Genomic DNA, 15426 nt, shown 5'->3' with positions numbered 1-15426 from the left:
GGCGGTCCTTGGGAGCGGTGTGGCTTGGACCGATCGCGTTGGTCCGGGGGCCGTGCGGCGGGCGTACCACTGCCCGGAACTGGGATCGTTGTGAGCGCCCCCGCGCGTGGTTATTGTCGGAGCGGCGTCCGATCCTCCGGAGGGGAGCGAGTTATGGACGTCGGTGCCGCGCCGCCCGCGGTCAGGACCGGTGCATCGCCGACGCTGGTAGGTCGTGCAGCCCTGCTCACGGCCTTAGAGTCCCGCCTCGCCGCGAACGGCGGCGTCGTCCTCACGGGACCGAGCGGCATAGGCAAGACCGCGCTGCTCGAAGCCGTGGGGGCGGCAGCCGCGACCCGCGGCGAGCTGGTGCTGCGCGTCGCCGGTACCGAGACGGAGCGGTGGGTCCCGTGCTCGGGGCTGGCCGAGCTGCTCGACCAGTTGCCCGGCGCGCTGACCGCCGAGCTGCCACGCGAGCGGCTCACGGGGCTGCCCGCGCCGCACCCGGCGCCGCCCTCCGAGAGGTCGCTCGAACGGTCTGCCGAAGGGCCCGCCGAGCGGACGGCCACCGACCGGTCGAGCATGGACCACGTCGCGTGCAGGCTGGCCTTCCGCGGGCTGGTCGCGCGCTGCGCCGGCGAACGTCCCGTGCTGCTGCTCGTCGACGACGCGCAGTGGCTGGACGCCGAGACCGTGCACGCCGTCCGGTACGCCGTGGGCAGGCTCGCGTCCCGGGGCGTCCGCGCGGTCGTCGCCGGACGCTGGCCGGACGGCTTCGCCGCCGGCGACGGAGGCAGCGCGCCGTGGGCGCCCGCGCCCGACGCGCTGCACCTGCCCGTCCCGCCGCTGACGCAGGACGAGCTGGCCGAGATGTTCGAGAGCTACGGCCTGCCGGTGCGCGTCGTGAACACGCTGCACTCCGACTCCGGCGGCAACCCCTACCTCGCGCTGGCGCTCGGCGGCGCGTTCACCGACCGGATCCCGCGGCACTGGCGGCCCGCGCCGCTGCCGCAGCGCGTCCAGGCGGTGATCGCGGAGCGGCTGGCCCGGCTCCCGGCGCAGGCGCACGAGACGCTGCTGATGGCCGCGCTCGCGATCCGTCCGACCACGGACCTGCTGCGCCGCGCGGGACGCGCCGAGGCGGCCCGCGACATCCGCACCGCCGCCGTGCTGGGCCTGCTGATCACCGAGGGCGGCGGGATCCGGTTCACGCCGCCCGCGGTCGGCACGGTCCTCGCCGAGTCCGCCGACGCGCGGCACCTCGCGCGGGTGCACCGGGCGCTCGCCGCCGTCGTCCCGGACGCGGCCGGACGCGCCAGGCACCGCGCCCTCGCCGACCCCGGCCCGAACGCCGAGCTGGCGCACTCGCTGGTGACGGCGGCGGAGCAGGCCGTCCGGCTGGGCTCGCACCGGATGGCGGCCGAGCTGTACCGGCTGGCCGCCGACCGGTCCCCGGCCGAGCCCGCGGCGGAGCGGCTGGAATGGCTGGTCGCGGCGGCCGAGGCGGGCGCGAACGGCGGCCTGCCCGACCTCGTGCACCGGGCGGCGGAGGCGGTCCTCGCGGCGGACGCGACGCGCGGCCAGCGCGTCCGGGTCCGGCTCGCGCTGCTGGACCTGTCCGGGCAGGGGCTCGCGGAGATGGGCGAGGTGTTCGCGGCGGCGCTCGTCGACGCGGACGGCGATCCCGCACTCCTCGGCCCGCTCCGGCTGCGGATGGCGATCGGCCTGCTCGTGAACGGCGCGTCCGAGCGCGCGGAGCACGAGGCCAACGGCGCGCTCGCGCACGCCCGCGCGATCGGTGACACGGCACTGGAGGCCAAGGCGCTCGCCCTCCGCGCGAACATCTCCCTCTTGGAAGGGCGCGGAGACTACGCCAGCGACCTGAAACGCGCCCGCCGCCTGCCCGAACCACCTCTCGACGGCCAACTTCATACAACGCCCCGATATCTGGCCGCCTACTGCGCCATTTTTGAAGACCGTCTTACCGAGGCCCGTACGGAACTACTGCGGATGCTGGCGCTAGTGGAGCGCGGGTCAGGCGAAGAGGTCGTGCACGTCCTGCGCAACCTGTCGGAGGTGTCCGTCCGGACGGGACGCTGTCGCGAGGCGCTCGACTTCGCGGACCGTGCCATGCGCATCACCGAGCAGGCCGCGCTCAGCCCCGGACCCGCCTGGTACCACGGCGCCTTGGCCGAACTCGCCGGAGGCAGTGTGGACCGTGCCGCCGCGTTGGCCGAGCAAGGGCTGCGCGCGTCCGAGCAGGAGAACGACGTCATCTTCCAGGGCCGCCTGCTCCACGTGCTGGGTGTCGCGTACATGCGCGCGGGCGACGTGCGTACAGGAGTCGACACCCTTCTGCGTATCGACGCACTGGGTTCGTCCACCGACGAAAACGAACACAGACGCGGACCGCTGTCCCCGATGGTGCTGCGCTGGCAGGGCGACCTCGCACAGGGGCTCGCGTCCCTCGGGGACACCGAGCGGGCCGAGCGGGTGATCCGCGCGACCCGCGCCGCCGTCGGCGACCGGACGCGCGGCGTCGGCGTCACCGGCCAGCTCGACCGGGCCGAGGCGTGCGTGCTCGCGGCGCGCGGCGAGCACGACCAGGCCGTCGCTCTCCTGCGCCGCGCCGCCGCGCTCTTCGAACGGCTCGGCCAGCCGCTCGAAGCCGGGCAGTGCCTGCTGGAGGAGGCCCGGATCGAACGGCGGCGGCGGCGCGGCGGCCCGGCCCGGCGGACGGCCGCGGAGGCCCTGGAGATCTTCCTGCGCTGCGGCGCGCGGCCGTGGGCCGAGCAGGCGCGGCACCGGCTCGCGCGGCCCGACGCGGGCGTCCCGGACGGCCCCGGCGTGGCCGCCCCCGCGGCGCAGGTCGCGCTGACCGAGGGCGAACGGCGGATCGCGCTGCTCGTCGGCCAGGGCGCGACGAACCAGCAGGTGGCGCACCGGTTGTTCCTGAGCGTGAAGACCGTCGAGGCGTCCCTCACGCGGATCTACCGCAAGCTCGGGATCCGCTCCCGGTCGCAGCTCGGCTCGCTCCTCGGCGGAGGGCTGGACGGGCCGGGCGCCACCCTGTCCCGATAACGCACCCTCGTCAACCCCTGGGGTGTGTAGGGGTTTCCCTTGCGTCCCCTCCGATGTCCCTACGGATGGCGGCGAGCCGCGAACTTTGCGGTGACATGCACACAAATGCATGCGATCGTTCCCGGGTCAACCGCCTCCCAGCACTCCGGAGCTCCGTGGGCGCGACCGCGTCCGCCCGGAGAGCAACCCCCCTCGGCCGTCACCCCGAGACGGCCGGCAGACAAGGAGCACCGCGTGAGATCCACACCCCGAGGACGTGCCCACAGGCGCGTCGCCACCGGAACCGCGCTGGTCACCGTCGCCGCCATGGCGGCGATCGGCCTCCAGACGGGACCGGCGTCCGCCGCCCCGGCGGCGCCCGCCCAGGGCGACCCCGGACAGCTCCCCGCCAAGGTCAGCGCCCAGGAGTACAAGGCGCTGGTCGGCAAGGCCAAGGCCCAGGAGGACACGACCGCGTCCGAGCTGAAGTTCAGCGACAAGGTCGAGCTCAAGGCCAAGAGCGTCGTCAAGAACCAGGACGGCACCACCCACACCCGCTACCTGCGCACCTACGAGGGCCTGCCCGTCATCGGCGGCGACCTCATCGTGCACCGGGCGCCGTCCGGCGAGATCGAGGGCGTCACCCAGGGGCTCACCAGTGAGCTGAAGGTGAACACGGCGCCGCGGACGCTCGCGTCCACCAAGCCCGCCACGCCCAAGGCCAAGGGCAGCGTCGCCCCGCAGAAGGTCGTCTGGATGCAGGGCGCCAACCCCGTCCTGGCCTGGGAGACCGTCGTCGGCGGGACGCAGAAGGACGGCACCCCGAGCCGCCTGCACGTGATCACCGACGCCGCCACCGGCAAGACGATCACGCAGTGGCAGGGCGTCCAGACCGGCACCGGCAACAGCCAGTACTCCGGCACCGTCCAGCTCGGCACCAGCCAGTCCGGCGGGCAGTACGTGCTGCGCGACACCGGCCGCGGCAACCACGACACGACGAACCTGAACCGGGCCACGTCGGGTCGCGGGACCCTGTTCTCCAACTCCAGCGACACCTGGGGCAACGGCTCGCCGAGCAACAGCCAGACCGCCGCCGTGGACGCGGCGTACGGCGCGGGCGAGACGTGGGACTTCTACAAGACCGTCTTCGGCCGGTCCGGCATCCGCGGCGACGGCGTCGGCGCGTACTCCCGCGTCCACTACGGCAGCAGCTACGTCAACGCCTTCTGGGACGACAGCTGCTTCTGCATGACGTACGGCGACGGCTCCGGCAACAACGCGCCGCTGACCGAGCTGGACGTCGCGGGCCACGAGATGAGCCACGGCGTCACGTCCAACACCGCGGGCCTCATCTACGAGGGCGAGTCCGGCGGCCTGAACGAGGCGACGTCCGACATCATGGCGACCGCCATGGAGTTCTGGGCGAACAACTCCAGCGACGTCGGCGACTACCTCATCGGCGAGAAGCTGAACATCTTCGGCAACGGCCAGCCGCTCCGGTACATGGACAAGCCGAGCAAGGACGGCAACTCGCTCGACAACTGGTCGACGAACGCCGGAAACGTGGACGTGCACTACTCGTCCGGCATCGCGAACCACTTCTTCTACCTGCTGTCCGAGGGCAGCGGCGCGAAGACCATCAACGGCGTGTCGTACAACTCGCCGACGGGCGACGGCAAGCCGGTCACCGGCATCGGGCGCGAGAAGGCCGCCGCGATCTGGTTCAAGGCGCTGACCGAGCAGATGCGCTCGAACACCAACTACGCCGACGCCCGCCGCGCGACGCTCGCCGCCGCGTCCGCCCTGTACGGGGCGACCAGCCCCGAGTACACGGCGACCGCGAACGCCTGGGCGGGCGTGAAGGTCGGCAGCCGGGCCAGCGACCCGGGTGACCCCGGCGACCCGGGCGACCCGGGCGGGTCCACCACCTGGGCCGCGACCGGCTCCTACAAGGTCGGTGACCTCGTCACCTACGACGGCGTGCAGTACCGCTGCCTCCAGGCGCACACCGCGGCGCCCGGCTGGACGCCGCCGAACGTTCCGGCCCTCTGGGAGAAGGTCTGACTCCCTCGCTTCTGATTCACCCGCGCGCCGCGGTGCTCAACGGGTTCGCCCGAGCACCGCGGCGCGCGGCCGTCTTTGCCGCCGGTGTGGCCGCACGGCCGTTGTCGGCCATTTACCGGTGACAAAACATGATCTTCCATTCGTTGTCAGGGCTAGGCTGGATCGCATGGTCGGCGAGGACGAGACCGCACCGGCGGGCATCGACATCACCACCCCCCATATCGCCCGAATTTACGATTACTGGTTAGGCGGCAAGGACAATTACGAGTCCGACCGGAACGCCGCCGAGCAGGTCATGGCGGCCACCCCGACCATCAAGCCCGGAGTCACCGCGAACCGGGCGTTCCTGAGCCGCGCCGTCCGCTTCATGGCCGGACGGGGAATCACCCAGTTCCTCGACATCGGCACCGGCATTCCGACCGCCGACAACACGCACCTCGTCGCGCAGGCCGTCAATCCCAACTGCCGGGTGGTCTATGTCGACAATGACCCGATCGTGCTCGTCCACGCGCGGGCACTGCTGTCCGGCGTCAGCGCGCCCACCGCGTTCATCGACGCCGACCTGCGCGACACCGGCCTGATCCTGAAAGGCGCGTCCGGGCTGCTCGACCTCAACCGCCCGGTGGGACTGCTGCTGATCGCGATACTGCACTGCGTTCCGGACGAGGACGAGCCGGGCGAAATCGTCCGCGATCTCATGGACGCCTTTCCGCCCGGCAGCTTCCTCGCCATCACCCATCCGGGCATCGACCAATTGCCGGAGCAGATGGAGGCCGCCGAAAAGGCCCTCACCAAGGCGATGGGATACCGCGTCACCTTCCGCACGCACGAGGGCGTCAGCCGGTTCTTCGACGGGCTCGACCTGCTCGATCCCGGCGTCGTCCCGGTTCAGGACTGGCACCCCGAGCCGGGCGCGCCCCCGTCCCTCACGACCGGCATGTGGGGCGGCGTAGCCGGGAAGCCCTCACTTCGGCGGGGGTAGCAGATCGGCGTGCCGCACCTGGTAACCGCCCTTGGTGACCGGCGCGAAAGCCGCGGGACCCATGCACGTCCCGACCTTTCCCTGTTCCCACTCGCCCTTGTCGTTCTGAACGCCGTTCACGACCGCCCAGGAGAATCCCACCCGGTCCGGCTCACCGTGACGGCCGTCTTGGACGCTGAAGCCCATGCGCTTGCCGATCCAGTCTTCGACCGGCTCGTCCGCCTCGTAGACGATCGCCGTGAGCGTCGCGTTTCCGGGACTCGTCGCCAGGCAGTCGACCTTGGCCTTCGCCCTCACCGTCCACCCTTCCTGCGGCGAGTGGTGAGAGATCTGCACCGTTCCGCGCGCGTCGGTCGGCAGCCCCTGCGGAGCGCCCTGCTTCGGCTCCGAATACGGGACGCCCGTCACGTCGAACGCGAATGCGCGGACCTCCTGATCGGGCGAGAAAGTCAACTTGATCTGCGCGGCCCCTGAAACCCGCGCGCCTTTCGCGGCCTTTCCCGCCTTGTTCCCCGTCTCCTGCGCCGCCACGGGAGCGGCCACCAGCGCGACCCCCGCCATTGCCAGCACGCCCAACTTGATCGCCTTGCCGAACATCGAGACTCCCGTCCGTTCCAGCCGGACCCCGAATGGCCCGACCCCTCGATGCTCCGTCCGACGCCCCGCCCCCTCCCTCCCCAACGCGACCGATCCCTTTCCCCCGCCGGTATGAGGCCCCAAGGAAAAGCCCCCGGGAATTACCTCCCAGGGACCAAAGACCGCGAACGCGAACTAGCGCGTCACACCCTCGGACTCGGCGACTAGACGGACGACGTGCCCGGCCACCTCCTCGAACCGCGCCGTCCCGACCGAATTTCGTTGAGTCACGAGCCGTCTTCGTAGGGGAGGAACGCGTCGCTGTCGATGATGTAGCCTCCGGCCTCGACCTGGTCGCCGAACACATAGTCGCGCCTGGTGCGGTACCGGGTTCCTTCGGGAGTCGATCCGGGCTCGCTGAGCACCGTCACCGTCGACTTGCGCGGGTCGATGATCAGGTACGTCGGGATTCCCATGGCGGGATAGTCGGCGGCCTTGTGCTCGTAGTCGTTCTCGGGGTTCGGAGCCGAGACCACCTCGGCCACGAGCTCCACGTCCTCGGGGCGGAGGTAGCTCTGGCCGGGACGCTCCAGCGCGGCTTCGGGGACGACCACGAGGTCGGGTCGCCGCAGCCTGCCCGTCCCCGGATCGTCGATCTCGGGCGTACCGGCGTGGGCCAGCATGTCCGGGCCGAGCTGGGGGAGCAGCTGCCGCAGCAGTCGTGAGATCGCGAGTTCGTGCCGGTTGACCGGACTCATCATCACGTGGACACCTTGGTCGTCCAGCTCGACGCCGTACGCGTCCAGTTGCTCCATGATGGCGATCGCCGTCGGGCGCAGCCGGTCATAGGTTCTCATGCTCCGTCCTCGGTGGTCGGTGAACCGGCGGATTCCCGGCGTTGACGAGCCGCTCTGTGACTTCGCCACCAGCCTAGGCCATGCGAATTCGCGCGGCGGGCTGCTGGGGTCAGTCCCAGCGGGTGGTGCGTTGGCGTTTTACGGCGGAGCGGCGTTTCTTGTTCTCCAGGCGGCGTTCGTTGATGCCGCGGGGGATCTTCTTCGGGACGCGCTTCTTCGGGGGCGGGGCCGTGGCGTCGGCGAGGAGGGTGGCGAGGCGGGTGCGGGCGGCGTCGCGGTTGCGCTGCTGGGAGCGGTACTCCTCGGCGCGGATCGTGAGGACGCCGCGGACCAGGCGGGACGCGAGCCGCTCCAGGGCGCGGGAGCGCATCGGCTCGGGCAGGGACGGCGAGTTCGCGACGTCGAAGGAGAGTTCGGCGGCGGTGGCGCTCGTGTTGACGTGCTGCCCGCCCGGACCCGAGGAACGCGAGAAACGCCAGCTCAGCTCGGACTCCGGGATGGAGATCGAGCCGCGTACGTGGATCTGGTCGGGCATGTCTCCATTGTCGCAGGGTAGATGTGATCTTGTCGTCTCGTTAACCCCCGGCCCTCGACATCTGAAAGTACTTACTTACACTGATCGCCATGACCGATGGACTGTTCTCGGACGACGACCTCATCCGCGTCGTCTCGCGGGAGGGCGCGCTCATCGCGGCGGGCGGCGCGGCGTCGCTGCTCCAGACCGCGCACCCGCTGGTGGCGCAGGGCGTGTACGACCACAGCTACACCGCGGACGACCCGCTCCGCCGCCTGCGCAACACGATGGGCTGGCTGTACGCGGTGCAGTTCGGGACGCGGGAGGAGGCCGAGGCGTTCAGCGCCCTGGTCAGGAAGGGCCACGAGAGCGTCACCGGACCCGGCTACGAGGCGAACGACCCGGAGTTGCAGGTGTGGGTGGCGTCCACCCTGTTCGCGGTGGCGGTGCAGTTCTACCAGCTCCTGTTCCGGCGGACGTTCGACGCGGCGGAGTTGGAGGAGTTCTACCGGCAGGCCAAGATCTACGCGACGATCCTCGGCTGCCCGGAGGAGCGGATGCCCGCCACCTATCCGCTGTTCCGCGAGTACTACGCGGACATGGTCCGGAGCCTGGAGATCACCGACGCCTCGCGGGCGATCGCGGCGCAGGTGCTGCGGCCGCGGCTGCCGGGCGGGCCGCTGAACGCGCCGGGGCTCATGGCGATCAGGCTGCTGACGGCGGGGCTGATGCCCGCGCCGATCCGCGAGCAGTACGGGTGGAAGTGGGACGCCGGGCGGGAGCGCCGGTTCCGGTTGTTGGTCGGGACGCTCGCCGTCGTGTATCCGCGGCTTCCGCTGGCCGTCCGGACGCTGCCGAGGCGGTACTACCTGCACACGACCCGCCGGACGCTGGCGAAGCTGAACCGCCGTCCGGCCGCCTCGGTCAGGACGGGCTGACCGGGGGAGGAGTGCGGCCGCGCGACCCGTGCGGGGGCCGCGCGGCCCTCCCCCTCCCCCCGGTGGGTCAGACCGACGCCCCCGCGATGATCGTGTCGGCGGCCTTCTTCGCCGTGTCCATCGGGATCGCGAACCCGACGCCGATGTTGCCGGAGCTGCTGCCCGAGGTGGCGATGGCGGTGTTCACGCCGATCACCTGCCCGGCGGCGTTCACCAGCGCGCCGCCCGAGTTCCCCGGGTTGATGGCGGCGTCGGTCTGGATCGCGTTGCTGATCACGGTCTGCTGCTGCTCGGAGAGCTGCCCCTGCAGCCCGGGCGGGAGCTGCTGCTGTTCGCCGCCCTCGCGCACCTCGCGGCCGAGGCCGCTGACGATGCCGGACGTCACCGAGCCGTCCAGGCCGAGCGGGCTGCCCACGGCGAGGACCGTGTCGCCGATCGCGAGGGCCCGGCTGTCGCCGAGCGTCGCGGCCTTCAGCCCGGACACGCCCTGCGCCTTCAGCACCGCGACGTCCCCGGTCCGGTCGGCGCCGAGCACCTCGGCGGGCGCCGTCTTGCCGTTGCTGAACTTCACCGACACGGAGCGGGCGCCGGAGACGACGTGCGCGTTGGTGAGGATCACGCCGTCCGAGCGGAGGACGATGCCGGAGCCGCCGCTCGTCCCGCCGGACAGCCGCGCCTCGATCGACACCACGCTCGGCTGGACGGCGGCGGCGACCTGCGCGGTCGTGCCGCCGTTCGTGGGCACCCCGGACACGGCGGCCGGTCTCGCGTAGCCGGTCCCGTCGCCGCTCAGGGCGGACGTGATCGCCGCGCCCGCGCCGCCCGCCGCGATGGCCAGCGCCGTCGCGGCGGCCACCGCCGCGAGCTTCTGCCGGACCGTGCCGAACGTCCGAGGACGCTCCACCGGCGGCGAAGCCATCGGATGTCCCGGCGGCGGCATTGCAGCCCCATACGGTGCGAAGGGTCCGGGCGGTCCGGGAGGCCCAGGCGGCATCGCGGAGCCGAAAGGCATCGAGGAGCCGGGGGGCGGCGTTGAGGAGCCGGAGGCCATCGAGGAGCCGGAAGCCATCGAGGGGCCGGGAGGTATCGAAGGCCCAGGGTGTGTTGAGGAGCTGGGGGGCGTCGACGGCCCGGACGGGATCTGGGAGCCCGGGGGTGTCGGTGGGGCGGGGGGCGGGGTGTGGTCGGGGTCCTGCCAGGCGGGGTTCGCCCACTGGCCGGGCTCCGGTCGTCCGGGCTCCCCCGGTTGCTGTGGTCGGTCGGCGTTCATCTGCATCCCCTGTCGTCTGGTCACTTTGGAGGATGCGTCTGGGGGCTCCAGCCTCCCTGGACCCCACCTGAAAGTGTGCTGAACGCCCCGCAGCGCGAAAGAACCGCGGCCGGGAGACGAGTCGGACTCGTCCCCGGCCGCGGTTCCGTTGTCGTGGCTGGCCAGGGCGCGGCCTCCCGCTCCCCGTCGAGATCGGGGCGCGCCCTGTACGTCCTACCTAAGCGCAATTTCCTGAACGTTGCCTGAACGTCCCGAACCCCGCGCGGGGCGGCGGTCAGCCTTCGTCCAGGGGCAGGACGACCCGGAACGTCGCGCCCTCGCCCGGCGTCGAGTCGGCCTCCACGAGCCCCTCGTGCGCGGCGACGAGGGCGGCGACGATGGACAGGCCGAGGCCCGCGCCGCCGTCCTGCCGGGACCGCGCCTCGTCGGCGCGGTAGAACCGCTCGAAGACCCGTTCCGCCTGGTCGGGCTGGAGTCCGAGGCCCTCGTCCGCGACCTCGACGACGGCGGCGGGGGCGTCGCGCAGCGTGCCGGGGGCGAGCCGCACCGAGACCGGAGTCCCGTCGGGCGTGTGCTTGACGGCGTTGTTCAGCAGGTTGCCGAACACCTGGCGCAGGCGTGGCTCGTCGCCCCGCACCTGGTACGCGACACCGCCCTCCACAGACAGGTCGATGGCTCGCTCAGGTGCCAAGATCCTGGCCTCCTGGACACAGTCGGCGGCGACCGCGAGCAGGTCCACCGGACGCCGCTCGATCGGCCGCTGCCCGTCGAGGCGGGCGAGCAGGAGCAGGTCCTCGACGAGCAGGCCCATCCGGGACGCCATCTCCTCGATCCGCCCCACGAGCCGGTCGGTCTCCTCCGGGGTGCGCGCAGCGCCCTGCCGGTAGAACTCGGCGAACCCGCGGATCGCGGTGAGCGGGGTGCGCAGCTCGTGGCTGGCGTCGGCGACGAACCGGCGCATCCGCTCCTCGGAGTACAGCGCCGTCCGCTCGGAGTGGCGGGCCGCCGCCTCCGACTCGGCGCGGGCCCGGAACGCGGTCTCGATCTGGGCGAGCATCACGTTCAGCGACCGGCCGAGGCGTCCCATCTCGGTCCGCGGATCGCCCTGCGGGACGCGCCGCGACAGGTCGCCCGCCGCGATCGCGCCCGCCGTCTCCTCCACCGCCGCGAGCGGCCGCAGGCTCGCCCGGACGACCCACACCCCGAGCCCGACCAGCACCGACAGCACCAGCAGCCCGACGATCGCGTCGATCATGACCAGCCGTCCGACGGTGCGGTCGACCTCGTCCAGGCTGAACGCGAGGACGATGATCGTCCCGTCGGTGCCGGGGATCGGCTCGGCCAGGATCCGCCACGCCGCGTCCGAGCCGCCCGCGCCGCGCACCGTGAACGGGCGGTCGATCCGGCCGGACATGTCGGTCGGGAGGTGCGGCGTGCCCGGCTCGCTCCAGGCGTCGCTCCACCCCACGGCGCGGCCGTCGTTGGTGCGGATCTGCCCGTACATCTCGCTCGGGATCCGCACCGTGATCCGGCCGTCGCCGCTGCGCAGCTGCGGGACGACCTGCTCGATCGTCCGCCCGACGGAGCCGCGCAGCTGGTCGTCGGCCCGCCCGACCAGGTAGTGGCGCAGGACGGACGCGCCCGCCGCGCTCATCACCAGCATCCCGAGCGTGACGAGGACGAGCATCCCGGCGATCAGCTTGACGCGCAGCGGCGTCCGCCCCCACAGCCGCGCGAGGCCGCGCGGCGACCACCCGGGGCGCCCGCCCGCCGCGGACCCCGGGGCGAGCGTCGCCATCAGCCCGGTTTCGCGGGCTCGCGCAGCACGTAGCCGACGCCGCGCAGGGTGTGGATCAGCCGCGGCTCGGCGTTGTCGACCTTGCGGCGCAGCGCCGACACGTACGACTCGACGATGCCCGCGTCGCCGCGGAAGTCGTAGTTCCAGACGTGGTCGAGGATCTGCGCCTTCGACACGACGCGCCCCGCGTTCGCCATGAAGTAGCGCAGCAGCTTGAACTCGGTCGGGGAGAGCTGGATCGCGCGCCCGCCGCGCCACACCTCGTGGCTGTCCTCGTCGAGCTCGACGTCCGCGAACACCAGGCGCGGCGGCGGCTCGCTCACCCCGCCCCGGAACCGCCGCAGCACCGCCCGGATGCGGGCGATGACCTCCTCCAGGCTGAACGGCTTGGTGACGTAGTCGTCGCCGCCGATCGTCAGCCCCTTGATGCGGTCCTGGACGGCGTCCCGCGCGGTCAGGAACAGCACGGGCGTGTGGTCGCCGCCGGACCGCAGCCGCCGCGCGACGTCGAACCCGTCGATGTCGGGGAGCATCACGTCCAGCACGATGAGGTCCGGCCGGTGCCGCCGCGCGGACTGCACCGCGTCCGCCCCGTTGGTGGCGGTGACCACGTCGAACCCGGTGAAGCGCAGGCTTCCGGCGAGGAGCTCCAGGATGTTGGGCTCGTCCTCGACGACCAGCAGGGTCGCCTCCGCCGGTCTGCCGCCGTTCGCCGTTCGATCAACCAATGGCACAGTCCCCCTCACAAGTCAGGGCGCAGGTTCGCACGTGAAGCTGAATGTCCCCTGAATGCGAGCAAAGGAACGGTTGAGTGCGCGCTGATACGGAACCGGTGGCCAAGTCCGAGGTCAGCGCCGGAAAACGGGAAAAACCGGCCGCGGGCGTCAGCGGTCGAGGGCGCGGATGGCGCGCATCGCCTCCCGGCGCGCGTCGCCGGACAGGACGTCGATGTACACGTTCCCGTCCAGGTGGCCGCACTCGTGCTGGAGGCAGCGCGCGAAATAGCCCGTCCCTTCGACGCGGACGGGCTTGCCCTTCACGTCGACGCCCTCGACGACGGCGTACGCGTGCCGGGCCGTCTTGAAGTGCATTCCGGGGACGGAGAGGCAGCCCTCCGGCTCGACCAGAAGCTCCCCGTCGGCGGCGACGAGCCGCGGGTTGACGACGTGGCCGACGTGCCTGCGCCCCTTGTCGTCCTTGCAGTCGTACACGAACGCGCGCAGGCCGACGCCCACCTGGTTGGCGGCGACGCCCGCGCCGTCCTCCTCGTACATGGTGACGAACATGTCGTCGACCAGCCGCTCCAGCGAAGCGTCGAACGTCCGGACCGGGTCGCATTCGGTGCGCAGGACCGGATCGCCGAGACGCCTGATGGGACGGGCCGTGCCCTGCCGCGCGTGGGTCCTCTTGCTCACGCGAAGATCCTATAGAAGACGCGGCGGTGCGCACCGGCCCGTGAAGGCCGATGCGCACCGCCGCGCGCTGTCCGTCCCGCCTGACGTTTCCGGTGCCGGGGCGGGCTACAACTCGATCGGCCCCCGCGGCTGCTGCGGCGGGACGACCGGAGCCGCCTGGCCCACCGCGTCCTCGGCCGGACGCGGGGACTTCGGCGGCTGCGGGGCCGCGGGCGGCGTCGCGGCGGACGGCGCCGACGCGGCCGGGGCCTCGGCGGCCGGCTCGGGCTTCTTCATGGACGGCGCGCTCTGCGGCGCGGGCGCGGCCGCCGCGGGCTTGGCCGCCGCCGGGGCGGGCTTGGCGGGCGGCGGGGACGCGGGCTGCTTGCGCGGCGCGCTCTGCCGGACGGCGTCCTCGACCATCTTCTCCAGCGGCCCGGCCTCGTTCTCCGCGGTGAGGAGGCGGTGCAGGGTGTCGCTGATCTCGGTGAGCCGCTGCAGGGCCTGCGTGTGGTTCTTGGTGAGCGCGGTGAGCCGGTTCGTCGCGCCCTCGTTGATGACGCTGGCCCGCCGCTCGGACGCGGTGAGGGTGCGCTCGGCCTCCAGCCGCGCGCTCGTCACCGTCTGCTCGGCCTCCTGCTTCGCGGACCCGAGGACGCTCTCCGACTCCTTCTTGGCGGACGCGAGAACGTGCTCGGCCTTCTCCTGCGCCTGGGCGAGGTTCTTCTCGGCGTGCGAGCGCGCGTCGTCGATGATGCGCTTGGACTCGTGCTCGGCGTCCTTGCGGATCTCCGTCCCCTTGGCCTCGGCCTCGGCGACCTTGTCCTGGGCCTCGTCCTCGGCGAGGTTGATGATCTGGCGGAGCCGGTCGCTCAGGTCGTCGCCGGTCGGCTTGCGGGCCTCCCGGAGCTCGGCCATCTCGCGGCGGAGCCGCTCGGAGTCGTCCTGCGCGCGGGCGAGGCGGGCCTCCAGCTCACGGTGCTTCTGCTGGGCGCGGGCGATGTAGTCGTCGACCTGGCGGCGGTTGTAGCCGCGCATGACGATCTCGAAGGACTCTTCTTGGAGGAGGTTAGGCAGGATTTCGGCTTCGTTGCTCATGATGCCTTGGGGGGTCGTTGGCGGGGGTCGTCGCCCCGTCAGGGTCGGTTGCGATCCTCACCCGCCGGTTGAGCGGGTCCACATGTGGAAACGTCAGGACGACTCTTGTCCGGTCCACCCCATTCGCGCAACCGGAACGCGCCTCTCGCTGCCGTTTCTTCACCTGGTAGAAGCGACAAACTATCCAATCTCTGGAGAATTCGCGCGATGAGCGGGCGTGTCGTCGAAGCGGATTCGGCCGACCTCTCACCGGGCGCTCTCACCGGGCGCTCTGCCGGGGGCCGTGTGCGGGGACGCGGCCGGGGCCGTCCTAGCATCGGCGGCATGAGCGGCGACACGAGGTACGTGGGAGCGTTGGGCGAGGGTCGGCCGAAGATCGACCCGGACGCGTGGGTCGCGCCGGGCGCGGTCCTCGTCGGACGGGTGACGCTGGGCCGGGCGTCCAGCGTCTGGTACGGCTCGGTGCTGCGCGGCGACGACGAGGAGATCGTCGTCGGCGAGGAGTGCAACATCCAGGACCTGAGCTGCCTGCACGCCGACCCCGGGACGCCCGCCGTCCTGGAGGACCGGGTCAGCCTCGGGCACAAGGCGATGGTGCACGGCGCGCACGTCGAGACGGGCTCGCTCATCGGGATCGGCGCGATCGTCCTGAACGGCGCGCGGATCGGGGCCGGGACGCTGATCGCCGCCGGGGCGCTCGTCCCGCCGGGCCGGACGATCCCGTCCGGGGTGCTCGTCGCCGGGATGCCCGGGAAGATCGTCCGGGAGCTGACCGACGACGACCGGCTCGTCCTGCGGCACACCTCCGAGGTGTACGTGGCGAAGGCGCGGCAGCACCGCGACGCCGTCTGGCAGTGATCCCGGCCGTATCGGTCGATCCCGATGCTGGCGCGCTG

General features: G+C 72.1%; 13 protein-coding genes. 5 read left to right on the top strand and 8 right to left on the bottom strand.

Annotated elements, in window-relative coordinates; all coding sequences use genetic code 11:
• Window positions 1–153: 153 nt before the first annotated feature.
• The 3 genes from FXF65_RS15685 (at window position 154) to FXF65_RS15675 (ending at window position 6085) form a co-directional block, all read left to right on the top strand.
• A complete protein-coding gene (locus FXF65_RS15685) occupies window positions 154–3060 on the top strand; it encodes a helix-turn-helix transcriptional regulator (RefSeq protein ID WP_148350701.1) in 2907 nt (968 codons plus the stop codon).
• A 234-nt stretch (window positions 3061–3294) separates the two neighbouring features.
• On the top strand, window positions 3295–5103 hold the full coding sequence (locus tag FXF65_RS15680; protein ID WP_222868580.1) for a M4 family metallopeptidase: 1809 nt from the start codon (window positions 3295–3297) through the stop codon (window positions 5101–5103).
• 166 nt (window positions 5104–5269) lie between these two features.
• Window positions 5270–6085 (top strand): SAM-dependent methyltransferase, encoded by an 816-nt coding sequence (locus tag FXF65_RS15675; protein ID WP_148350700.1) that lies wholly within the window; start codon window positions 5270–5272, stop codon window positions 6083–6085.
• Here the strand turns inward: FXF65_RS15675 and FXF65_RS15670 are convergent.
• From FXF65_RS15670 to arfB, 3 genes are all read right to left on the bottom strand, one after another.
• On the bottom strand, window positions 6068–6682 hold the full coding sequence (locus FXF65_RS15670; protein WP_148350699.1) for a hypothetical protein: 615 nt from the start codon (window positions 6680–6682) through the stop codon (window positions 6068–6070). The genes FXF65_RS15675 and FXF65_RS15670 overlap by 18 nt on opposite strands.
• A gap of 266 nt (window positions 6683–6948) precedes the next feature.
• Window positions 6949–7518, bottom strand: coding sequence for a Uma2 family endonuclease (locus tag FXF65_RS15665; RefSeq protein ID WP_148350698.1), 570 nt, complete (start codon window positions 7516–7518; stop codon window positions 6949–6951).
• A gap of 109 nt (window positions 7519–7627) precedes the next feature.
• Window positions 7628–8053, bottom strand: a complete 426-nt coding sequence (gene arfB / locus FXF65_RS15660) for an alternative ribosome rescue aminoacyl-tRNA hydrolase ArfB (protein WP_148350697.1) — start codon at window positions 8051–8053, stop codon at window positions 7628–7630.
• An 89-nt stretch (window positions 8054–8142) separates the two neighbouring features.
• Here arfB and FXF65_RS15655 point away from each other — a divergent pair, with 89 nt between their 5' ends.
• Window positions 8143–8970 (top strand): oxygenase MpaB family protein, encoded by an 828-nt coding sequence (locus FXF65_RS15655; protein ID WP_148350696.1) that lies wholly within the window; start codon window positions 8143–8145, stop codon window positions 8968–8970.
• A 67-nt stretch (window positions 8971–9037) separates the two neighbouring features.
• On the opposite strand, the gene FXF65_RS15650 is transcribed toward FXF65_RS15655, so the two are convergent.
• The 5 genes from FXF65_RS15650 to FXF65_RS15630 form a co-directional block, all read right to left on the bottom strand.
• Window positions 9038–9889 carry a S1C family serine protease gene (locus tag FXF65_RS15650; protein WP_246198717.1) on the bottom strand — a complete coding sequence of 284 codons (852 nt, stop codon included), beginning with the start codon at window positions 9887–9889 and terminating at the stop codon, window positions 9038–9040.
• 625 nt (window positions 9890–10514) lie between these two features.
• A complete protein-coding gene (locus FXF65_RS15645; RefSeq protein ID WP_148350694.1) occupies window positions 10515–12038 on the bottom strand; it encodes a sensor histidine kinase in 1524 nt (507 codons plus the stop codon).
• A complete protein-coding gene (locus tag FXF65_RS15640; protein WP_148350693.1) occupies window positions 12038–12766 on the bottom strand; it encodes a response regulator transcription factor in 729 nt (242 codons plus the stop codon). The genes FXF65_RS15645 and FXF65_RS15640 overlap by 1 nt, the downstream gene beginning before the upstream one ends.
• Window positions 12767–12922: 156 nt before the next feature.
• Window positions 12923–13453: a peptide deformylase gene (def, locus tag FXF65_RS15635; protein WP_148350692.1), complete on the bottom strand. Its 531-nt coding sequence runs from the start codon at window positions 13451–13453 to the stop codon at window positions 12923–12925.
• A gap of 105 nt (window positions 13454–13558) precedes the next feature.
• Window positions 13559–14530 carry a DivIVA domain-containing protein gene (locus FXF65_RS15630; RefSeq protein WP_148350691.1) on the bottom strand — a complete coding sequence of 324 codons (972 nt, stop codon included), beginning with the start codon at window positions 14528–14530 and terminating at the stop codon, window positions 13559–13561.
• A 324-nt stretch (window positions 14531–14854) separates the two neighbouring features.
• On the opposite strand from FXF65_RS15630, the gene FXF65_RS15625 reads away from it, so the two are divergent.
• Window positions 14855–15388 (top strand): gamma carbonic anhydrase family protein, encoded by a 534-nt coding sequence (locus tag FXF65_RS15625; RefSeq protein WP_148350690.1) that lies wholly within the window; start codon window positions 14855–14857, stop codon window positions 15386–15388.
• Window positions 15389–15426: the final 38 nt, after the last annotated feature.

The organism is Actinomadura syzygii (assembly GCF_008085905.1).
Taxonomy (GTDB): domain Bacteria; phylum Actinomycetota; class Actinomycetes; order Streptosporangiales; family Streptosporangiaceae; genus Spirillospora; species Spirillospora syzygii.
Note: the sequence above shows the minus strand (reverse complement) of the source record. Positions and strands in the feature narration are given on the sequence as shown.